Source organism: Sphingobacterium sp. SGL-16 (assembly GCF_011043515.1).
Classification (GTDB): domain Bacteria; phylum Bacteroidota; class Bacteroidia; order Sphingobacteriales; family Sphingobacteriaceae; genus Sphingobacterium; species Sphingobacterium litopenaei.
Genome location: NZ_JAAKGQ010000016.1, coordinates 15,629 through 38,381, shown reverse-complemented (window position 1 = coordinate 38,381; position 22,753 = coordinate 15,629). Strand labels below are relative to the sequence as shown.

Sequence of the window (22,753 nt, the reverse complement as noted above, 5' to 3'; positions counted from 1 at the left end):
ATTTAATTTAAGTTGTGATATTTATGAACGCTTATAGATTTCACTTTATTATAGCCTTAACTTTTTTTTTAGTCATTTTATTTTTTAATTTATTGATATATCAGTTAGCCATTAATATTTATAATGTGCTTATTGTTAGTATTATTACGATAGTTTATTTTATAATCAATGAAGAACTAATTTATGGTATCATAACAGGCTCAAGAGGAGTAAAAGTTATATGTTTATTTATATTATTGCTGCTATTTTATAATATTACTGATTTACTGTATCACATAATATATCGTAAACTTCCGGAATATAATATAATATTATTTTCCTATGAAGTAGCGCCGGATAATATCCAATTCAACAAGAATATTTCAAGGAGTTGTGTCACTGTCTCATTGATTTCATTGTCTGTTTCTTCATATAAGTTTTTTAGAAAAAGGAGATTTCAAGATAAAAGCGTTATTGATGATTTGGAATACCGGATTATGTTATCTCGAGTGAATCCTCATTTTTTCAAGAGTATTTTTACTTCAGCTCTTTGCAAATCTATTTTTGGTCAGGGGCATGCTGTAATTCAAATCTTGATTAAATTAACGGATATAATCGCTTTTATATTGTATAAGGACGATAAAAATGATCAATTGATAGCATTACAAGAAGAATGGAAGCAGGTTGAAAATTTTCTTAATATTTTAAAATGGAATTATGGTGATTCAAAGGTGAAAGTTTTTCAAGATAGACAATTTAGTAGTACAATTAAAATACCTTCATTGCTAGTATTAAGTGCTATAGAAAATGCAAATAAATATACTGATTGGAGTGAAGATGAACCTTTCCATATCAAAGTGCAACATCACCCTGATGTAATACAGATATGTGTCTCAAACATATTTCATCCACGCGAAAGAATAAAGAAGCCAAGTACTAAATTCGGATTATATGCAATCAAGAAACGCATATTCCGATATAATAAAAACTATAATGTAGTATTTAAAGAAGAGGAAAATATATTTTCAATTGACATTAAAATAAAAAATAATGATTGAGAAAAAATATACAGTAGCTTTTGTGGATGATAATCCAATTGAAATGAGGTTTATAGAATTGTTTGTTAATGATAGGTCAGAACTGGTGTGTGTATGGATTGAAAATGATCCTATACAAGCATTAGATAGACTTCTTAAAGAGTCTGTAGATATCTTATTTTTAGATATTGATATGCCAGGATTAAATGGTGTGGAACTCGTGAATGCTATTAAGGTGAAACCCATTGTAATTGTTTGTTCCAATCATAATCATTTTGCTTACGAGACTTCTTTAATTCAGTCTGGCTATTTGCCAAAGATTACTTCTCCAGAGATATTTAATAAAACTATTGATAGAGCTTTATTAGAATTTGAATATAAGAATAATCATACTGAAAGGATAAATAGAGTAGTATCTATACCCACTAGTAAAAGAGATGGTTCATACTTTATATTAGACGTTGAAAATATGGTATATGCTTCTATTGAAGATAAAACAATTTCTTTCTTTTTTAATGATGGGACTACTAAACAAGGGAATATAAGCATGGATTCATTAATTAATCAATTACCAGCATATTTCATTCGCGTACATAAAAGCTATCTGATCAATTTAAATTATGTAGAGGAATTTAATCTTTCTATAATCAAATTAAAAAAATTAGATCATAAAATTCCAATTGGAAGAACATTTTTAAAAAATGTAAAAAGGCTGTTCAAAGGTAGTAGCAACTCTAATTAAAGTTTCGAATAATAGGTCAGAAAATAAATCACTAATAAGATTCTGGTCATCATAATATACACCCCTATAAAACAGTATGAATAGTGTTACATACAGTAATATACTATTTATTACTATAATGTTATAAATGCAGCAAATAATCTCTAAACTTAAAATTATGAATTTAACAACTCCAGTAAATAATTCTAAAATATTATCACAGCTTATAGTTAATATAGAAAACGCATTTTGTCAGCTAAATTTTCATAATAATCTTTTTAAAATCCAACGGGATTGTATTGAATTCTTGAATGAGAATATGAAAGATGTGAAATCTATTTTTATTTATTTGATTGTCTTTAATTTTAAAAATGCCCAAACTGAATTTTTAAAATTTATTGACTTAAGTAATAGAATATATGCTTCACTGCATTATGCTTTAAAATATTATAAACCAGGAATTTCTCAATTAAGGGTAAATTACATAAAAATTCTGGAGTCTATTGATAAACTAATAGATATGCTTTTATTATACGATAAGAAATTGATAGAAATTGTACCACTATCAAATTATAGCTATTATACTATCAAGCCAAAGCTTAAGCAGCAAATAATATCTCTTAAAGATGCGCCAGGTTTAAAGGATGTGGAGCCCCAATTAATTAGAGTGGTTCAAGATTCTCTTTTTTCAGTGTTACAAAGTAACAGTCGAATTCGAAATGAGTTAAGATATATTAATATCCTTCTTAAAAAACTTTCAAAAGCTCCTGAATTAACGACTGAGTCATTAGAATGGGTTTTATTCCAATATGGATTTAATAGTAAAAGGTATTTGGAATATTATATCAATAAATCAAATCAACAGATGCTTGAAGATTCTAGTTTACACAAACAAATAGAAAATATAATAAGTTTTCAAGAGCAATTGTATTGCTTAGTACCATTACAAAAAAATTGTTTGGACTTAAATTCTCCTACTATTATTGACCAGCTCCTGATATTTTTTAAAGACAAAAAAGAATCTCTTAATCAAAAACTGGATGTTAGACGTAGTGAAATAATGGATGCGAAACTTTTAGAAGCTAATGATAAAGTTATGTTTAATATACCAGTGGCACAATTTGGACTATTGATTAAACTTTTAATGGAAGTTAATTTAATTCCCAAGGAAAATGTTGGGAAGACATTTTCCTTTTTCGCTAAATATTTCAAAACTCCCAGCGTAAATTTTATATCCTCCGAAAGTCTGCAAAAGAAGTCTTCCACAGTCGAATTTTCTACTGCAAGGAAAATGAAAGCCTATTTGATTGAAATGGTGAATTGGATTAATAAAAATTATAATGCTTCAAGTTTTACAGAATGATATGGTAATTATTTAATAAACATATGTCTTATGTTGTTTAAAAAGCAAAAAGGTGGATTCTTTTTACTAGATCCACCTTTTGCTTTTTATAAAAGTATTTTTAAGAATTTTTTAGTTTAATAAAATCCTTCATCACATTTAAACTTTCATCCAAGATAAAATCAAATTCCACTTTCGGTTGGGGTTGCCCTTCTTTCCAAAGCGGCATATTGTGCAATTCCAATAACTTGTTTAAACGAGTTCTATTTTTTGTTTTATTGTCTTCTCTTTCCTTTTTCAACTTCCCTTCATTCAAGTTAATTGTAGAAGTAGTATTCATTGCTTTTGTGAATTCTTCAATATCTTCCAATAAGAACTTATATTCAGCAGAATTTTTCATTCTATTTTCGTGCTTAGCTGCAAGTTGAGATTTAATAGAGGAAAGATCGCTTACTTTATTGTAGTTGGTCGAGCGAATTTGATCCCAAGGTAATGCTGCAGGTTCAGAACTTTCACCATATTTCTCTGCTGTGAACTGTGTAGGGAAGGTGATATCGGGATCTACGCCCTTGTGCTGCGTACTGCTGCCATTAATTCTGTAGAATTTAGCTATAGTTACATTGATTTGTCCAAATTCAGGAGCTCCGTTTGGCGTATCTGCGTCTTTCTCTCCCGCGGCTTTTAATTTTAGTTTGTTAACGGAACTTATGAATCTTGACATATCTACTGCAGATTGTACCGTTCCTTTTCCATAACTTGTTGAACCTAAAATGATACCTCTGCCATAATCTTGTATTGCTCCAGCAAAAATTTCCGATGCAGAAGCCGAGTATCGGTTGATAATTACGCCAAAAGGACCTTTCCAAGCAACACTGCTATCCTCGTCTTGGTGCACCTCAATTTGGTTACGTGTATCTTTTACTTGTACTACAGGACCTTTCTCAATAAATAAACCCGTTAATTCAATGGCTTCTTGCAAAGAGCCGCCTCCGTTATTTCTCAAATCCAACACAACTGCATCAACATTTTCTTTGTTAAGAGAGTCTAACAACAATCTTACATCGCGCGTTGTACTTTTATAGTTTGGATCGCGTTTTCGGTAAGCTTCAAAATCGATATAGAACTTTGGAAGTGTAATCACGCCTACTCTATAATTTTTACCGTCATCTCCTTTAACAGTCTTAATGGATCTTTTTGCAGATTCCTCTTCGATGACTATTTTTTCACGTGTTAATTTCACGATTGTAGGCTGAGCAGAAAGTTCAGCTCCTGCAGGTAATATTTTCAATCGTACTACTGTTCCTTTAGGACCTTTGATTTTAGCGACAGCAGCATCTAATCTCCATCCAATAATATCTTCAAATTCACCATTTCCTTGAGCCACACCAATGATGCGATCGTCCATCTTTAGCGTTTTATCTTTGAAAGCAGGACCTCCAGCGATAATTTCTTTGATGGTTACCATTTCATTTTCCATTTGCAGACGAGCCCCAATGCCTTCCAATGTATTGGACATATCTTCATTGAATCTTTGAGCAAATGAAGGGTTATAGTATGTTGTATGCGGATCTATTGCATTGGTGTAGGCACTCATAATCAATTGAAAAGCATCATTAGAGTTTGTTTGCTTCGCTTGAGAAATTAAATTGTTGTAACGCTTTTTTAATGTTTCTTTGTGCTTTGCCATTTCGTCTTTTCCTTCCGCTGTTGTAAGCTTTAGGTTCAATAAATCAAACTTTACACGTTTGCGCCACTGCTCTTTAAGTTCAGCGTCAGAGGTAAACCAATTTTGCTTATCACGGTAGTTGATGTAATTTTCTTCTTTATTGAAATCGTGAGGAGCATCTACTTGAGAAAGCGCGTATTGAAGAACTTCTAAGGCTCTTTTGTTGTATGTATTAAAAATGTGAAATGCACTCGATAAATCGCCATTGCGGAAATCTTGACTTATAGTATTACGATATTGTCCAAATTCGTCGATCTCAGACTGCAGAAAATAATTTTTTCCTTCGTCAAGAGATTTTATTAAGTTGTCATAAACAATATTAGAAATAGAATCGCTGGCAGCTACTTTTTTGTAGCTATAATTCTCCAAAATCCCTACCACTTCTTTAGCAATAATCTCATGTTGTAAAGAAGGTTTAAGACTTAATCCTCCTTCTTCAATAGCCACTCTTGGTTTCGAGCCACATGCTACTACAGAAATAAAAGCTAAACAGACTAAAAAATTTTTAAACATATAAATTGTATTGTGAAATAACATTTTTCGAATTGACTTATTCTCTTCGGTTTTATAGAATCTAAAATTAGTTAAAAAAAAATCAATCTTAAATCCTTTGACTTTAAAAAGCGGTAAAGTTTATAGTATTGATGTAATATTTTTGCTAAAAAGATTGTTTCTTAGTATCCAATACTGTTCTAGAAAGCTCTTTGCTAGCTCATAGTCTTTCAAGTAAACATACGATCTTCCTAATTGTTCAGCAATGGCAAGCTGTAGGAATTTATTGGAACTCTCTTCGGCTAGTTTCCATGCAAATTCCAACTCATTCTTTGCTACTTTATAATTAGCTTGAATCATTTTGGAAGATCCCAACATGTATTCTATCATAGCAAGTTTTTCACTATAACTTTTTTCTTTAGCTAAATCTCGTGCTTGAATCAAAAACCATTGTGCTTCAGTATGTTTGTTTTGAGAACGATATATTTCTGCTAAAATTATCCAAGCTTCAATCTTACCTTCGTAAAATTTAGATTTATTGAACAAAGGAATAGCTTTTCGAATCACGGTGTTTTCCGCGGCTTTATAGTCTTTTCCGTACGCTTGAATCAGTGCAATCCGAGTATTAGATGCAGCTTGTTCCGCTAGGTTTTTTGTTTTGTTCGTATGGTCTAAGTAAAGGGTTTCTAAAGTTAAAGCCTCTTGCAATCTATTAGTTATTAAGAATATTGACGCTAAATTGGACTGGATAATGGCTATATCCAGTTCATTTCGGGCGGCTTGAGCATGGGATAAGGCCGTATACAAAGCATTTACAGCTTCTTCCGTATTGTGATCGTGAAGGTCATTCTCTGCTTTGCTATTATAAAATGCATAGAGGACAGCATGATTCTTTTGATCTACAAATTGTTGGAGCAATCTACTGTATTCTTGAGTAGATATGGTGTCTGGAAGAACTTTTCCTATAATTTGATGGTTTGTAGTATGCTTGAATGTTGATAAAAGTCTTTGGTACTGAAAACCTAATCGGATCGAGTCCTGGAAGGATTGAATTTCTTTGTAAGTATCAATCATTTCATCTTTGAGGGTTCTAGGAAGAGGCAAGATGTAGACTTTTGGCCCTATTCCGTTGAACCCGGTGTCATATTTTGTGACGAATCCGTAAGGATCTAATGTATCTTGTTGGGATGTCTGTCCGTAAGCTAAAAAAACGGTTGATATAATAGTAAAAAACGCTATCGTGAAAAATCTCATTATGATGTAAGCTAATTATCAAATGTAGCAAAAGTAGTCAACTTTCAAGCCAAATGATTTTATGTAACTTTGGGAAGTATTTCTTAATATAGTATAATGGCGACACGTATTCCTTTAGCAGAAAGATTAAGACCACGGAGCATTAATGATTATGTTGGTCAACGTCATTTATTAGGTGAAGACGCAGTATTGTATAATGCCATATCTCGCACAAATGTGCCTTCCATGATTTTGTGGGGGCCTCCGGGGGTGGGTAAAACCAGTCTTGCTTTTTTAATAGCTAAAGAATTGGATCGACCATTTTTTAGTCTTAGTGCTATCAAATCAGGAGTCAAGGAAGTTCGAGAAGTAATTGATAAGGCTGAACAACTGCAAAATTTTAATCAGGAACAGCCCATTTTATTTATTGACGAAATACATCGTTTTTCCAAAAGTCAACAAGATTCATTGCTTGGAGCTGTAGAGCGAGGGTTGGTTACATTGATCGGGGCGACTACAGAAAATCCTTCTTTTGAAGTTATTTCGGCTCTTTTGAGCCGCTGTCAAGTGTATGTTTTGGAATCTTTGGATAAGGATGATTTAATTGGATTAGTTCATAAGGCTATTAAAGAAGATGAATTTTTGAAAAATGATAAAATTATCCTTAAAGAATATGATGCATTGCTACGAATATCCGGAGGTGATGCACGCAGGCTGTTGAATGTTTTGGAATTGGTAGTCAATGCTGCGGTTCCTTATAATATACCTATCACCAATGATTTTGTGTTGAAACAGGTTCAGCAAAATATGGCTAGGTATGATAAGACGGGAGAACAGCACTATGATATTATATCGGCTTTCATTAAGTCTATACGTGGTTCGGACCCCAACGCTGCTGTATATTGGTTAGCTAGGATGATAGAGGGAGGAGAAGATCCTTCTTTCATCGCGCGAAGATTGTTAATATTAGCCTCGGAAGATATTGGAAACGCGAATCCTAATGCCTTGCTTTTAGCAAATAACTGTTTTCAAGCGGTCAATGTAATCGGATGGCCAGAGTCAAGAATTATTCTTTCTCAAACTGTAACGTATTTGGCTTCATCAGCCAAAAGCAATGCTTCTTATGAAGCTATTAATAAAGCACAAGCGTTAGTTAGACAAACTGGAGATCTTTCTGTGCCATTACATCTACGTAATGCTCCTACAAAATTGATGAAAGAGTTGGATTATGGAACGGAGTATAAATATGCTCATGCCTACTCTGGCAATTTTATAGAACAAGAATTTATGCCTTCTGGAGTAGAAGGGACAACACTCTACAATCCTGGAAAGAACAGCTCTGAAGATAAACTCCGAAGTTCCTTGAAAGAAAAGTGGAAAGGCAAATATGGTTATTAAGTCCGAAAATTTACTTTATACTTAAGGGGAAACAGTTTGATGTTTTGATTATTACTTTTAATTTTGTTTAATGCATACATTCACATCCATTGATTTTGAACTAGCGACATCTGAGTATAACAGTGTATGTGCTGTGGGATTGGTTAGTGTCGTGGATGGAAAGATTGTAAACGAGTTTTATAGCCTAGTTCAGCCTCCAGAAAATAAATATATGTGGCAGACTACTCGTGTGCATGGTATTAAAGCAAAGGATACCGCTAATGCACCTACATTTATTGATATTTTTCCTGAAATTTTACCTTTAGTGTACGGTCAAAAGATGGTTGCGCACAATGAGGAATTAGATCGTAAGGTTTTAAGACGATGTATGCAACATTCAGGACTAGTATATGAAGACTTAGGGCTACAGGAAAAGTGGGAATGCACTAGTAAGATATATAAACAATTGGGTTTCGTGAAAACTAAATTAAGTGTAGTCTGCGAAATTATGGGAATACAATTAAATCCCCATGATGCTCTTTCCGATGCGCGAGCTAGTGCTGAATTGTTTTTGTTGAAAGATTCAGCAAAAGATAAGTTGATAAAATATCAGTTAGTAAATCAATAATCCTAATAAGTAAAAAATAAATCTAAAATGGAAGAAAAAGAGAATAAGCATAGAGATTACAATCCAGGCCCAAGAGTAGGTATTACATTCTCCACATTTGATTTACTTCATGCAGGTCATATCATGATGTTAGCTGAAGCAAAGAGACAATGCGATTATTTAATTTGTGGTCTGCAAATGGATCCCACTTTGGATCGTCCTGAGAAGAATGCGCCTACTCAAACTGTAGTAGAGCGTTATATTCAATTGCGTGGTTGTCAATACGTAGATGAAATTGTGCCTTATTCTACTGAACAAGATTTGGAAGACATTTTGCGTTCTTTCAAATTAGACGTGAGAATTGTTGGTGACGAATATAAAGACAGGGACTTTACTGGTAGAAAATATTGCGAAGAAAAAGGTATAGAGTTGTATTTTAACAGCCGTGATCATCGATTTTCAAGTTCTGGTTTACGAAAAATAGTAGCGCAAAAAGAAAATGAAAAGAACGCAGAAGGATAAAGCATAAATGGTTTGATTAATATTATCAAACCATTAGTGTTTTTGTGATTTTTTTTAAATGTTTTTAAAAATATATGCTTTCTAGTGGTATCTTTGTAAAAATTACCAAACCATGCCTTTAGAAATTATTATACCTATCCTCATCCTCCTTATTCTTGGAGTTTATCTTTACTATGAATATAAAAAACGTCAAATTTTTAAGGATTATATAAATTTGACAGTATCATTGGATTTTAATCAGACAGCAGCTATTAAGACAAAAGGACATTATGGCTTATTGTTGTTTAATATTAAAAAAATTAATAAAGAGTCAAGAGCATTCTATATTGAAGACTTAAAATTAAGCACTTCCAAGGTTCATATAAGAAATTACAATAACATTTCTACCAAACTTCCATTGCCCAAAGAAGGGGTAGTTCTATCAGTGGGAGTAAGAAAATCAAAATCTATTAGTTCAAGAAATTTAGGAAAGTGTAACGTGACTATTTCAGGATTCCTTATGGAAGATCAAAATAAAAAGTCTCCGTTCAAAGCAAAACTTCCTGTGGAAATTATTCCTAATAAGTAAGAAAGCAGATTTATTGCTTATCATTCTATTTGAATAAATATTTAATGTATTTTTGTGATATTGTGGTTTATTATTAATGTGAAGATTGATAATAAACCACATTTTACGTTTGTGGGCTGAGCTTCAATAGGAATCCGCAGAACATTTATTCAATATTATGAGAAAAATTGCTGTAATAGGGCAAGGATATGTAGGTCTTCCGTTAGCAATTGCTTTTGCTTATCATTTTAGGGTTGTTGGATTAGATATCGATACACAGCGTGTTTTGGATTTGCGCAAAGGTGTGGATAAAACATTAGAAGCTAATCTAGATCAATTGCGGGAGGTTCAGGAATTAGCCAAGCAATCAAAAGATCGAGGATATACTGTGACCTCTCATATTAAGGATCTTCATGATGCAAATGTGTATATCGTTACCGTTCCTACTCCGATTGACCAGTTTAATGCTCCTGATCTGTCTTTTATCCAGTCCGCTTCAAAAATCGTTGGTAGCGTGCTGAAGTCTCAGGATATAGTTATTTTTGAATCCACAGTTTACCCAGGATGTACAGAAGAAGACTGTGTTCCAATATTAGAAAAAGAATCTGGTTTGGTGTTTAACCACGACTTTTTTGTAGGTTATTCTCCAGAAAGAATTAATCCGGGTGATAAGGTTAATACCTTAGAAAATGTAGTTAAAGTAACCGCAGGTTCCACTCCCGAAATTGCTGAAGAGATAGATAATCTGTATAAAACTATAATAAAAGCAGGAACTTATAAAGCTGAATCGATAAAGGTTGCAGAAGCAGCAAAAGTTATTGAGAATGCACAGCGAGATCTAAATATTTCATTTGTCAATGAATTGGCTTTGATTTTTGATAGAATGGGAATTGATACGACAGAAGTCTTAAATGCTGCAAGTACTAAATATAATTTCTTAAAGTACAAACCTGGTTTAGTTGGTGGACATTGTATATCTGTAGATCCTTATTATCTAACCCATAAAGCTTCCAAATTAGGCTATGTCCTGGAAGTTATACTTTCGGGTAGAAGGGTGAATAACAAGATGGGGGCATTTGTGGCTTCAAAAACAATAAATGCTTCAAAAAGGTATAAATATTAAAGGAGCAAATATTCTCATACTTGGTTTTACATTTAAAGAGAACTGTCCTGATATAAGAAATACGAGTGTCATTAAAATATATAACGAATTGTTGGAATACGGAACCCGTCCCGCTGTATATGATCCATGGGTAGATCCTGTATTAGCTAAAAATAAGTATGGTATTGAATTAGAAAATCCCGAAACCTTAGAAAAAATGCGATACGATGGCATAATTATAGCTGTAGCACATTCGTGTTTTTTAGAGTTTGATCTCAGCAAAATTAGAGCTATTAAATCCGTAGTATTTGACTGCAAAGCAATATATAATCCGTCCGAAATTGACGCGAGGTTATAGTATAATTTTTTAACTTTAGATTTTGTAATTAACTCTAGAATTGAGTTAAAAGGGTATATTAGAAATAAACAAATATCATATAATGAGTATAATTCATGTTTTATTAACAGGTGGTGTGGGTAGTAGATTATGGCCTTTGTCGAGAAAACAATCACCAAAGCAGTACTTAGATTTATTTGATGGAAAATCATTATTCGAAATGACTGTTCAGAGGAATCAATGCGTTGCGGATAAGGTTGTAATTGTTGGAAATAGGGATAATACGCATTTAAGCCATAAAGCTATGGTAAATTGTGGATTACCGTATAAGAATATAGTAGAGGCAACGCCTAGGAATACAGCCGCTGCAATTGCGTTTGCTGCATTAGCCGTAGAACCTGAGGATATTCTTATTGTCACACCTTCTGATCACATGATATCTGGTAATGAAGCATATGCTGATGCCATACATAAAGGAGTAGAGAAGGCTAAAGAAGGGTATGTCGTGACATTCGGTATAAAACCAACTCGTCCTGAAACGGGGTATGGATATATTGAATATGAAGATGATTTAGTAAAATCATTTAGAGAAAAGCCAAATTTGGATACGGCAGAAGATTTTCTGGAAAGAGGTAATTTTTTGTGGAATTCTGGAATGTTTTGTTTTCAAGCTTCTGTTTTTCTAGAAGAGTTAAAGCTGTATGAACCTAAAGTTTATGAGAAAGCAAAGAAAGCGTGGGAAATTTCTAAAGGAGGAATATTAGATGAAGAATTATCTTTGGAAATACCTTCTATATCAGTCGATTACGCGGTGATGGAAAGGTCCAAACGTATCCGAGTTGTTCCAACCTCTTTTGAATGGTCTGATTTAGGCTCCTTCGAAGCATTATATGATTATTTGGTAGAAAATGGTTATCCTAAAGATGACAATGGAAATATCGTAATCGGAACGGAAACTTTCACAGGATTTGTAGGGTTAAAAAACACTATATTTATATACACGAAAGATGCTTTTTTGATTGTTCAAAAAGAGAAATCGCAGGACGTAAAGAAAATATACAATATGCTGGATAAACTACAGTCCAAACTCCTTGACTAACGTTTATTGCAATTATGAATAAAAATGTTAAAATATATATAGCGGGTCACAGAGGAATGGTGGGATCTGCAATATGGCGTCAACTTGAAGCTGAAGGATATAATAATTTAATAGGTCGAAGCAGTAAAGAGCTTGATTTGAGAAATCAACAGGCTGTGGAAGATTTTTTTCACGAGCTTAAGCCTGCTGTAGTGATCGATGCGGCTGCACGCGTAGGGGGAATTTTAGCTAATAATACTTATCCCTATCAGTTTTTAATGGAAAACCTTCAGATCCAAAACAACCTTATTCAGTCATCGCTGGATGTAAAAGTAGATAAGTTTATTTTTTTAGGCTCATCTTGTATCTATCCTAAGCTTGCGCCTCAACCTCTAAAAGAGGAGTATTTGTTAACAGGGAGTCTTGAGCCAACTAATGATGCCTACGCTCTTGCCAAAATTGCAGGTGTTAAAGCCTGTGAGGCCATACGTAAACAGTTTGGAAATGATTATGTAAGCTTAATGCCTACCAATCTGTACGGAACATATGATAATTTTGACTTAAAAACTTCGCATGTTCTTCCTGCAATGATTCGGAAATTTCACGACGCTAAGCTTGATAATCATAGCTCGGTGACACTTTGGGGCTCTGGGACCCCCTTACGTGAATTCTTATTTGTAGATGATATGGCTTCATCTGTTATTTTTGCTTTAGAGAATATTCTACCAGAATATTTATATAATGTCGGTACAGGTAAAGATTTATCGATAAAAGATTTAGCTGTGACTATTCAAAAAATTGTTGGTCATAAGGGGGAGATAATTTGGGATTCTAGTAAGCCTGATGGTACACCACGTAAGCTAATGGATATTTCGAAAATGCATGCTTTAGGATGGAAGCATCAGGTAGAATTGGAAGAAGGAATTTCTCGTACTTATGATTGGTTTTTAGCAAATCAAGACAACTTCAAAGAAGTTAAAATCTAAATAAAAATGAAAACAGCACTAATAACAGGTATTACAGGGCAAGATGGTTCATATTTAGCCGAATTACTGTTGGAAAAAGGATATATGGTTCATGGAGTTAAAAGAAGAGCTTCTTCTTTTAATACACAACGAATAGATCATCTATATATAGATCAGCACGAGAAAAATGTTAATTTCAAATTGCATTATGGGGATTTAACAGATTCCACCAATATTATTCGAATCATACAGGAAGTTCAGCCTGATGAAATTTACAATTTAGGGGCGATGTCACATGTGAAGGTATCATTTGATTCCCCTGAATATGTAGGTAATGTAGATGGCTTAGGAACATTACGCATTTTAGAAGCTGTTAGGATTCTTGGCTTAGAAAAGAAAACCAAAATATATCAAGCTTCTACTTCTGAACTCTATGGAGGTATGTCTGAGAATAAAAATGAAAAGGGTTTTTACGATGAAAACTCTCCGTTTTATCCGCGTTCGCCATATGGAGTAGCTAAAATATATGGTTTTTGGATCACTAAGAATTACCGTGAGGCTTACGGTATGTTTGCTTGTAATGGTATTCTTTTTAATCATGAATCTCCTCGCCGTGGTGAGACATTCGTAACACGCAAAATTACCATGGCCACCGCTGCTATTGCTTTAGGAAAGCAGGATTGTTTATATCTAGGCAATTTGAATGCTTTGAGAGATTGGGGGCATGCAAAGGATTATGTAGAAGCTATGTGGCGTATTTTGCAACAAGACTCTCCGGAAGATTATGTTATAGCTACTGGAATCACAACATCTGTTCGAGATTTTGTAAGATATGCCTTTGAAGAGATAGGGGTAGAATTGTCTTTTGAAGGAGAGCAAGAAAACGAAATCGCGAAAGTGGTAAAATGCAATAATCCATTATACCAGTTAGAAATTGGATCAACTGTAGTTCGCGTAGATCCAAGATATTATAGACCTACAGAAGTAGATTTGTTAATTGGAGATCCTACTAAATCTAAAACTAAATTAGGTTGGGTACCTCAATATGATTTAGAAGCTCTTGTAAAAGAAATGGTTGCTTCTGATATTAACTTGATAAGATCTTCTTATAATGCCAATTGGGAAAATATTGCTAAGTAAAAGAATGAAGAATAAAACAATACTGATCACAGGAGGAGCGGGCTTTATAGGTTCTCATGTAGTGCGTGAGTTTGTAACTAAATATCCCGAATACCAAATCATAAATTTGGATGCATTGACGTATGCTGGAAATTTAGAGAATTTGAAAGATATTGAGAATAGAAAAAATTATACTTTCATTAAAGCAGATATTACAGATGCAGCACAGATACTAGATACCTTTAAAAAATACCAACCTGATGGGGTAATTCACTTAGCTGCTGAGTCTCACGTAGATCGATCCATTACGAATCCAACAGCATTTGTGATGACAAATGTTATTGGTACAGTAAACTTGTTGAATGCGGCTAAAGAAATTTGGAAAGATAATTTTGAAGGTAAAAGATTCCATCACGTATCAACTGATGAAGTTTATGGTACGTTAGGGGAGACTGGATTATTTACAGAAAACACTGCATATGATCCACATTCTCCATATTCTGCATCCAAGGCTTCTTCTGATCACTTTGTAAGAGCATATCATGACACTTATGCTCTACCAGTTGTCATTACAAATTGTTCTAACAATTATGGACCTAACCATTTTCCTGAGAAATTAATACCGCTTTGTATTCATAATATTTTAAATAACAAGCCTTTGCCAATTTATGGTGATGGTAAGTTTACAAGAGATTGGTTATTCGTTATTGATCACGCTAAAGCTATTGATCTTGTATTCCATAACGGGAAAAATGGGGATAGCTATAATGTCGGTGGTTTTAATGAGTGGCAAAATATTGATTTGGTAAAAGAATTGTGTAAACAAGTCGATGAGAAGCTTGGAAGAACAGAAGGAACAGCTGCGCAATTAATCACTTTTGTGAAAGATAGACCAGGACATGATTTGCGTTATGCGATTGATGCTACAAAGATAAATCAAGAATTAGGCTACAAACCTTCAGTTACATTCGAAGAAGGTTTATCAAAAACAATTGATTGGTTTTTAGCAAATCAAGATTGGCTAGATAATGTAACATCAGGTGACTACCAAAAATATTACAAGACACAATATAGTAAGTAAAAATGCCCGAAGAGATGAAAGTAAAAGAAACGAAGTTAAAAGGCTGCTTTATTTTAGAGCCTACAATATTTGAAGATAGTAGGGGATATTTTTTTGAAACATTTAACAAATCTAAATTTGAAGAATTAATTGGAGCTAATTCAAATTTTGTACAAGATAACCAGTCTAAATCAACCTATGGAGTGGTACGAGGTTTACACCAGCAGTCAGGCGAGCATGCACAAGCTAAATTAGTACGTGTCTTAGAGGGTAAAGTTCTTGATGTTGCAGTAGATGTTCGTGAAGGTTCCCCAACATATGGAGAACACGTTGCGGTAGAATTATCATCAGAGAACAATAGACAATTATTTATTCCAAGAGGGTTTTTACATGGGTTTGCAGTATTATCTGAAACAGCGACTTTCTTCTATAAATGTGATAATGAATATAATAAAGCTTCAGAAGATGGGGTTCATCCTTTGGATAAGACATTAGCCGTTGATTGGCAAATTCCTATTGATAAGATTATTTTATCCGATAAGGATAAAGACGCAAGAGCATTTATATAATCAGCTTTCATGAAGAAAATACTTATAACAGGTGCTGCAGGGCAGTTAGGGTCTGAATTACGAGATTTATATAAAGAAAGAGCTGATTTAATACCCTTCTTTTTAGATAGAGAGCAATTAGCGTTAGACGATACATCGTCTATTAAAGAAGTACTAAAAAAATATAATCCTGATTTTATTATCCATGTTGCAGCTTTTACGGCGGTAGATAGAGCTGAATCTGAAATAGAATTAGCGGATAAAGTGAACCATTTGGCTTCAGGAGAAATTGCCAAATATTGTAAGGAATATGGTGCTAAACTTATAGCTATTTCTACTGACTATGTGTTTGATGGAAATTCTTCTTCTCCTTTATGTGAAGATGCGGAAGTAGGTCCTATCAATGTATATGGAGAGACAAAATTAAAAGGAGAGCAAGCAATTCAGAGATATTGTCCACAATCCATCATCATTCGTACCGCATGGGTTTATTCTACACACGGCAATAACTTTGTTAAGACCATGTTACGTCTTATGAACGAAAGAGATGAAATTACGGTGATAAATGATCAAATTGGTTCACCTACATATGCATTAGATTTAGCACGATTAATTGTTGGAATAATAGACTGTGGGTCGTGGAGGGCTGGTGTTTATCATTATAGCAATGAAGGAGAAATTTCATGGTTTGATTTTGCGGTAGCTATAAAAGAAATTAAGAAATTACAGTGCACTATTCACGCTATTCCGACATCTGCTTATCCAACACCTGCTAAGCGACCAAAATTTTCTCTTTTGAATAAATCCAAAATAAAAAATACTTACGCTATTAAAATACCTTATTGGAAAGATAGTCTGATAGAAATGTTAAATAAGATCTCACTATAATAAATCTATAGATGAAAGGAATTATTCTTGCCGGAGGATCCGGTACTCGTTTACATCCCTTGACACTAGCCGTGTCAAAGCAATTAATGCCTGTGTATGACAAGCCTATGATTTACTATCCTTTGTCTACATTGATGTTAGCCGGAATTAATGAGATATTAATTATATCTACTCCCGATGATTTACCAAATTTTCAGAAATTATTAGGTGATGGTTCTCAAATTGGCTGCAAGTTTTATTACAAGGAGCAACATTCACCAGATGGATTAGCACAAGCATTTGTTCTTGGTGAAGAATTTATAAGAGATGATAAAGTAGCCTTGATTTTGGGAGATAATATATTTTATGGATCAGGGATGTCAAAATTATTACAATCCTGTGCAGATCCAGAGGGAGGAATGGTGTTCGCCTATCAGGTTAATGATCCCGAACGATATGGGGTTGTTGAATTTGATGAAAATAATAATGTAAATTCCATCGAGGAGAAGCCTAAGCAACCAAAATCAAATTTTGCTGTTCCAGGTTTGTATTTCTACGATAATGATGTTGTTGATATTGCGAAGAATATAAAACCATCACTTCGTGGAGAATTGGAAATCACAGATGTAAATAAGGAATATCTAAAACGTGGAAAACTTAAAGTTGGTGTTTTTGATCGTGGAACTGCTTGGTTAGATACAGGAACGATTCAATCTTTGATGCAAGCAGGGCAATTTGTACAAGTTATTGAAGAGAGAACAGGCATGAAAATAGGTGCAATAGAAGAAGTTGCCTATAGGATGGGTTATATTGATCGATATCAATTGGTAAAATTAGCAGAGCCTTTAATAAAAAGTGGTTATGGCGATTATTTAATTAAAATTTCATAAAAAAATCACTATAAATAAGTAATAGTAGTAAATAATCTAGATGTTAGTTAAAATCTACCAAAAAAGACGTAATTTTGTCGATCTTAAAAAGTGCTTATAGACTAATAATAAATATAAAAACCACATCGGTAAATAAATCATATGAAAATTACAATAGTTGGAACTGGATATGTTGGATTATCTAATGCAATTTTATTAGCTCAGCATAATGAAGTTTTTGCTTTGGATATTGTTCCAGAAAAAGTTCAAATGTTGAATAATAATAAATCGCCTATTGAGGACACGGAGATTACGGAATTTTTAAAAAATAAAAAATTGAATTTTAAAGCTACATTAGATAAAAAAGAGGCATATCGAAATGCTAAATTTGTCATTGTAGCCACTCCTACCGATTATGATCCTAAAACTAACTACTTTAATACACACAGTGTTGAAACAGTTATTTTAGAGGCAAAAGAATATAATCCTGAAGCTATTATAGTAATTAAGTCAACAGTTCCTGTGGGTTTTGTAGAAGGATTAAAAAAATCATTGCAATTTAATAATATTATTTTCTCGCCGGAGTTCTTGAGAGAAGGTAAAGCTTTATATGATAATCTTTATCCTTCACGAATTATTATCGGAGAGCAAAGTGAAAGAGCTATTGTTTTTGCAGAATTGTTAAAACAAGGGGCTATTAAAAAAGATATACCAATATTATATACAAATTCAACCGAAGCGGAGGCAATTAAATTATTTTCAAATACTTATTTAGCAATGCGTGTCGCTTATTTTAATGAATTAGATAGTTATGCTCAAATTTTTAATTTAGATAGTAAACAAATTATTGAAGGTGTGGGACTGGATCCTCGTATTGGGTCTCATTATAATAATCCGTCATTTGGATATGGTGGTTACTGTTTGCCGAAAGATACTAAACAATTATTAGCTAACTATGATGCTGTTCCAAATAATTTGATTAAAGCTATTGTAGATGCAAATAGAACCCGTAAAGATTTTATTGCAGATTCTATTTTAGCTAAAAATCCTAAAAAGGTTGGGATTTACCGCCTAATAATGAAATCTGGATCAGATAATTTTAGAGCATCAGCTATACAAGGTATAATGAAGCGGATTAAAGCTAAAGGTATTGAAGTAGTAGTGTATGAACCTGTATTGAAGGAAGATACATTCTTTGGTTCTAAGGTATGTCATGATTTAGAATTATTTAAGGAAGAATGTGATGTGATTGTTTCCAATAGAAAGGCTCCTGAGCTAGCTGAGATTTATGAAAAAGTATATACTAGAGATTTATTTGGAACGGATTAAAAATTTTTAAAGAAAATAAAGAATGAGTAAGATATTAATAACAGGAGGAGCTGGCTTTATTGGTTCTAACCTTACTGAGCATTTCTTAATAAGTGGACACCAAGTAGTTGTATTAGATAATTTTTCTACCGGCCATCGCAACAATATTTCTCAACATTTTAATAATCCTAATTTTACTTTGATTGAAGGTGATATTCGCTATATGAGTGATTGTAAAATTGCTGTCGAAGGTATGGATTATGTATTACATCAGGCGGCTTTAGGTTCAGTTCCTCGTTCTATTAAAGATCCTCAAACATCCAATGATGTAAATGTAACAGGTTTCTTAAATATGCTTGTAGCAGCAAGAGATGCGGGAGTTAAACGCTTTATATATGCGGCTTCTTCTTCCACTTACGGTGATTCCGAATCCTTACCAAAAGTAGAAGATATTATTGGTAAGCCTCTTTCACCATATGCTATTACCAAATATGTGAATGAACTGTATGCCGATATTTTTTCGAAAACATATGGAATAGAAACTATTGGACTTCGTTATTTTAATGTTTTTGGACGTCGCCAAGATCCAAATGGCGCATATGCAGCTGTCATTCCTTTATTCGTGAAGAAATTTATGAATCATGAAAGCCCTGTTATAAATGGTGCTGGGGATTTCTCTCGAGATTTTACATATATTGATAACGTTATTCAAATGAATGAACTTGCCCTAACAACTACTAACCCCAAAGCAGTTAATACAGTATATAATACGGCTGTTGGTGACAGAACAACTTTAAATCAATTGGTAGGCTATCTAAAAGAGTTTCTATCTGAATATGACGACTCTATTTCTAATGTTGAAATAGTTTATGGTCCTAATAGACAAGGGGATATTCCTCATTCTTTAGCGTCTGTAGATAAAGCACGAACCTTATTAGGCTATGAACCTTCACATGTGATCCGTGAAGGATTGAAAGAGTCTGTAAAATGGTATTGGGAAAATTTGAAATAATATAACTAATAATAGATTATAAGAACCATATGAAAAAAATTGCAGTTATTGGCTTAGGATATGTAGGATTACCTTTAGCACGTTTATTTGCTACAAAATATCCTGTATTAGGGTTTGATATTAATGAAAAACGTATTGATGAATTGCGTGCAGGTAAAGATTTAACATTAGAAGTTGAGGATAATATTTTAGAAGCCGTATTAGTTAAGGAAAATCCTTTTCCAACAAATACAATTGGTTTATATTGTTCAAATCAGATAGCAGATATAGAAGAAGCTAATTTTTATATAGTAACTGTACCAACACCTGTTGATAAAAATAATAGACCAGATCTTACTCCATTATACAAGGCTTCTGAAACCGTTGGAAAAGTATTAAAAAAAGGAGATATAGTTGTATATGAATCTACAGTATATCCGGGGGTTACGGAAGAAGAATGTATTCCAGTTTTAGAACATATTTCGGGCTTAAAATTTAATATTGATTTTTTTGCAGGCTATTCACCTGAGCGTATCAATCCTGGAGATAAGGAACATACAGTTGAGAAAATTCTAAAAATAACTTCAGGTTCAACTATAGAAATAGGAAAAGAAGTAGACGAAGTTTATAAATCGGTAATTACAGCAGGTACTCACTTAGCTTCAACTATTAAAGTGGCTGAAGCAGCGAAAGTAATTGAAAACTCTCAGCGTGATATTAATATTGCTTTTGTTAATGAGTTAGCAAAGATTTTTAATATTCTAGGTATTAATACACATGATGTACTAGAGGCAGCAGGAACTAAATGGAACTTCTTACCCTTTAAGCCAGGATTAGTAGGTGGACACTGTATAGGAGTTGATCCATACTATTTAGCTCAAAAAGCGCAAGAACATGGTTATCATCCAGAAATTATCTTAGCAGGTCGTCGTTTAAATGATTCTATGGGTGAATATGTCGCTTCTCAAGTTGTTAAAACTATGATTAAAAAGGGTATTAACGTGAATGGTGCTGAAGTATTAATGTTAGGTGTGACTTTTAAAGAGAATTGTCCAGATGTACGTAATACTAAAATTGTAGATGTAATTGCCGCCTTGGAAGAATATGGGGTAAAAGTAACTACATTTGATCCATGGGCTAATCCAGCAGAAGTTAATCATGAGTACGGAGTAGAATCAATTATGGAATTGCCTTCTCAAAAATTTGATGCAATAGTTTTAGGCGTTGCACATAATGAGTTTAAAAAATTGAATTTAGAAAGTTTGAAAAAAGAAATCTCAGTGATTTATGATGTTAAAGGTGTTTTAAGTGGTAAGGTAGATAACAGATTGTAAAATATTTATATCTAGAGTTAGTAAAATTTTATCTATAAAAAATTGGAACAGAAAAAGGAAAATCTCAGACAAAGAGCTTATTTAAATACTGTAACATCATTTATTGATTATGGGTCGAGAGCATTTAGTTCTTTTATAGTAAATCCATTTATAGTAAAAGGTTTAGGAGGTGAGTTTTTTGGAATTTGGCAAATGTTGACACAGATTACGAATTATAGTAATATTGTTGATTTGAGAGCATCTACAATACTTACCTGGGCTGTTGCAAGAGATCGTGAAAGTGTTAGTGAAGATGAGTTACGAGATTATCTTACAACAACTTTCTTTTTAGTATTATTAATGTTGCCAATAATTTTGTTGATTGCATCAGCAATTTTGTGGTATTTGCCAGTTTTGGTAGGGTTGAATAAATCTGATAATATATTAATGGTTCGATGCACTTTTATAATTTTAATAATTGCATTTATCATTAACAAATTTGTGGGCGTGCTTGAAGCTTTATTAAAGGGCATGAACCTTTCTTTTAAAAGAATGGGGTTAAGAGCAAGTATAACTGTACTAAGTGGTGGATTAAGTGTAATAGCTGTTATTCTTGGGTATGGTTTAGTTGGTTTAGCCACTGTTTACCTTATCTCGACAATTTTTATAGGTTTGTCGTTATGGATTGTAATTAAAAAAAATGTTTCCTGGTTTGGAATTAATAGATTTAAAATAAAGCAATCTAAAGCGTTTATGAAAACAAGTGGTTGGTTTATGGCTTGGTCAACTATCCAGATGGTCATGACAAATAGTGACAAAGTTTTATTAGGAGCCTTAGCATCCCCAATTTTAGTTTCTCAATATGTACTTACTATGTACCTTCCAAATACTATTAAGGATATAGTGAGCCAAGTTATAAGTAGCACCTTACCTGGAATTGGTAAATTATACGGTAATAAAGAATTTGATAAATTAAAAATTGTAAAAAGTCAAGTATTTTCCTTAACATGGTTATTCTGTTGCGTAATGGGATGTTTGGGTTTACTATTTAATCAATCATTTATTTACTTATGGATTGGTGAAGGGCATTTTGGAGGTCAGCTTGTAAATTTATTATTAATAATAATTACAGTACAATATATGTTTACCTATAACGATGGGATCTTAATTAACATTTCATTAAATATAAAGAGAAAAGTTGTTTATGGAGCATTTTCAGCTTTAATAACAATTGGTTTGTCATACTTTTTAATAAAAAAGTATGAAATTTTAGGTTTAGGAATTGCACTTATTTGTGGAAGATTAATTATGTCTATTGCTTATCCGATAATTGTTGCAAACATTTTACAAGATAAGTTATCCTTTAACCTAAGGATAATAAGAATGTTAGTTGCGATTGTTTCCTTATATTTTGTTACCTACAAAATAGGTGAATTAATATTAATAACTAATTGGGTATGGCTTATTTTATTAGGATTAGTATCGTTTATAGTTATTTTAATTGTAAGTTTCTATACAGGTTTGAACTCTTTGGACAGAAAATTTCTTTGGAATAATATGTCGAAAATCAAATTATTTAAAAATAAAGATTAAGCATTTTTATTTTTCAGAAT

Annotated in this window: 22 protein-coding genes; 20 read left to right on the top strand and 2 right to left on the bottom strand. The window is 32.9% G+C overall.

Annotated features, from left to right (window positions below; translation table 11 throughout):
* Positions 1-23: 23 nt before the first annotated feature.
* The 3 genes from G5B32_RS07550 (at position 24) to G5B32_RS07540 (ending at position 3,100) form a co-directional block, all read left to right on the top strand.
* The gene (locus tag G5B32_RS07550) at positions 24-1,037 is read left to right on the top strand and encodes a histidine kinase (RefSeq protein WP_165290940.1); all 1,014 of its coding nucleotides are present in this window, start codon (positions 24-26) and stop codon (positions 1,035-1,037) included.
* A complete protein-coding gene (locus tag G5B32_RS07545) occupies positions 1,030-1,758 on the top strand; it encodes a LytR/AlgR family response regulator transcription factor (protein WP_165290939.1) in 729 nt (242 codons plus the stop codon). Before G5B32_RS07550 ends, G5B32_RS07545 begins: the two co-directional genes overlap by 8 nt.
* Before the next feature lie 157 nt (positions 1,759-1,915).
* A complete protein-coding gene (locus tag G5B32_RS07540) occupies positions 1,916-3,100 on the top strand; it encodes a hypothetical protein (protein WP_165290938.1) in 1,185 nt (394 codons plus the stop codon).
* Between the two features lie 100 nt (positions 3,101-3,200).
* On the opposite strand, the gene G5B32_RS07535 is transcribed toward G5B32_RS07540, so the two are convergent.
* Both G5B32_RS07535 and G5B32_RS07530 read right to left on the bottom strand, forming a co-directional pair.
* A complete protein-coding gene (locus G5B32_RS07535) occupies positions 3,201-5,318 on the bottom strand; it encodes a carboxy terminal-processing peptidase (RefSeq protein ID WP_240899019.1) in 2,118 nt (705 codons plus the stop codon).
* 120 nt (positions 5,319-5,438) lie between these two features.
* On the bottom strand, positions 5,439-6,551 hold the full coding sequence (locus G5B32_RS07530) for a tetratricopeptide repeat protein (protein WP_165290936.1): 1,113 nt from the start codon (positions 6,549-6,551) through the stop codon (positions 5,439-5,441).
* Positions 6,552-6,647: 96 nt separating this feature from the next.
* Between G5B32_RS07530 and G5B32_RS07525 the strand changes: the two genes are divergently transcribed.
* From G5B32_RS07525 to G5B32_RS07450, 17 genes are all read left to right on the top strand, one after another.
* A complete protein-coding gene (locus tag G5B32_RS07525) occupies positions 6,648-7,928 on the top strand; it encodes a replication-associated recombination protein A (protein ID WP_165290935.1) in 1,281 nt (426 codons plus the stop codon).
* A 70-nt stretch (positions 7,929-7,998) separates the two neighbouring features.
* The gene (locus G5B32_RS07520; RefSeq protein WP_165290934.1) at positions 7,999-8,535 is read left to right on the top strand and encodes an exonuclease domain-containing protein; all 537 of its coding nucleotides are present in this window, start codon (positions 7,999-8,001) and stop codon (positions 8,533-8,535) included.
* Between the two features lie 27 nt (positions 8,536-8,562).
* On the top strand, positions 8,563-9,036 hold the full coding sequence (locus G5B32_RS07515) for an adenylyltransferase/cytidyltransferase family protein (protein ID WP_165290933.1): 474 nt from the start codon (positions 8,563-8,565) through the stop codon (positions 9,034-9,036).
* Between the two features lie 112 nt (positions 9,037-9,148).
* Positions 9,149-9,604 carry a hypothetical protein gene (locus G5B32_RS07510; protein WP_165290932.1) on the top strand — a complete coding sequence of 152 codons (456 nt, stop codon included), beginning with the start codon at positions 9,149-9,151 and terminating at the stop codon, positions 9,602-9,604.
* Positions 9,605-9,761: 157 nt separating this feature from the next.
* Positions 9,762-10,706 carry a nucleotide sugar dehydrogenase gene (locus tag G5B32_RS07505; RefSeq protein ID WP_317166097.1) on the top strand — a complete coding sequence of 315 codons (945 nt, stop codon included), beginning with the start codon at positions 9,762-9,764 and terminating at the stop codon, positions 10,704-10,706.
* On the top strand, positions 10,681-11,043 hold the full coding sequence (locus tag G5B32_RS17550) for a UDP binding domain-containing protein (RefSeq protein ID WP_317166096.1): 363 nt from the start codon (positions 10,681-10,683) through the stop codon (positions 11,041-11,043). Before G5B32_RS07505 ends, G5B32_RS17550 begins: the two co-directional genes overlap by 26 nt.
* A gap of 82 nt (positions 11,044-11,125) precedes the next feature.
* Positions 11,126-12,121, top strand: a complete 996-nt coding sequence (locus G5B32_RS07500; protein ID WP_165290931.1) for a mannose-1-phosphate guanylyltransferase — start codon at positions 11,126-11,128, stop codon at positions 12,119-12,121.
* 14 nt (positions 12,122-12,135) lie between these two features.
* On the top strand, positions 12,136-13,086 hold the full coding sequence (locus G5B32_RS07495; protein WP_165290930.1) for a GDP-L-fucose synthase family protein: 951 nt from the start codon (positions 12,136-12,138) through the stop codon (positions 13,084-13,086).
* Positions 13,087-13,092: 6 nt separating this feature from the next.
* Positions 13,093-14,205, top strand: a complete 1,113-nt coding sequence (gmd, locus tag G5B32_RS07490) for a GDP-mannose 4,6-dehydratase (protein ID WP_165290929.1) — start codon at positions 13,093-13,095, stop codon at positions 14,203-14,205.
* A 4-nt stretch (positions 14,206-14,209) separates the two neighbouring features.
* The gene (gene rfbB, locus G5B32_RS07485; RefSeq protein WP_165290928.1) at positions 14,210-15,265 is read left to right on the top strand and encodes a dTDP-glucose 4,6-dehydratase; all 1,056 of its coding nucleotides are present in this window, start codon (positions 14,210-14,212) and stop codon (positions 15,263-15,265) included.
* A 14-nt stretch (positions 15,266-15,279) separates the two neighbouring features.
* Complete coding sequence (rfbC, locus tag G5B32_RS07480; RefSeq protein WP_165290927.1) at positions 15,280-15,813, top strand: dTDP-4-dehydrorhamnose 3,5-epimerase; 534 nt, start codon at positions 15,280-15,282, stop codon at positions 15,811-15,813.
* Between the two features lie 9 nt (positions 15,814-15,822).
* Positions 15,823-16,680 (top strand): dTDP-4-dehydrorhamnose reductase, encoded by an 858-nt coding sequence (gene rfbD, locus G5B32_RS07475; protein ID WP_165290926.1) that lies wholly within the window; start codon positions 15,823-15,825, stop codon positions 16,678-16,680.
* Positions 16,681-16,691: 11 nt separating this feature from the next.
* Positions 16,692-17,549 (top strand): glucose-1-phosphate thymidylyltransferase RfbA, encoded by an 858-nt coding sequence (gene rfbA / locus G5B32_RS07470; protein WP_165290925.1) that lies wholly within the window; start codon positions 16,692-16,694, stop codon positions 17,547-17,549.
* Between the two features lie 141 nt (positions 17,550-17,690).
* On the top strand, positions 17,691-18,857 hold the full coding sequence (locus G5B32_RS07465) for a nucleotide sugar dehydrogenase (RefSeq protein WP_165290924.1): 1,167 nt from the start codon (positions 17,691-17,693) through the stop codon (positions 18,855-18,857).
* Between the two features lie 22 nt (positions 18,858-18,879).
* The gene (locus tag G5B32_RS07460) at positions 18,880-19,848 is read left to right on the top strand and encodes an SDR family oxidoreductase (RefSeq protein WP_165290923.1); all 969 of its coding nucleotides are present in this window, start codon (positions 18,880-18,882) and stop codon (positions 19,846-19,848) included.
* A 29-nt stretch (positions 19,849-19,877) separates the two neighbouring features.
* On the top strand, positions 19,878-21,161 hold the full coding sequence (locus G5B32_RS07455; protein ID WP_165290922.1) for a nucleotide sugar dehydrogenase: 1,284 nt from the start codon (positions 19,878-19,880) through the stop codon (positions 21,159-21,161).
* Between the two features lie 42 nt (positions 21,162-21,203).
* Positions 21,204-22,733 (top strand): oligosaccharide flippase family protein, encoded by a 1,530-nt coding sequence (locus tag G5B32_RS07450; RefSeq protein ID WP_165290921.1) that lies wholly within the window; start codon positions 21,204-21,206, stop codon positions 22,731-22,733.
* Positions 22,734-22,753: the final 20 nt, after the last annotated feature.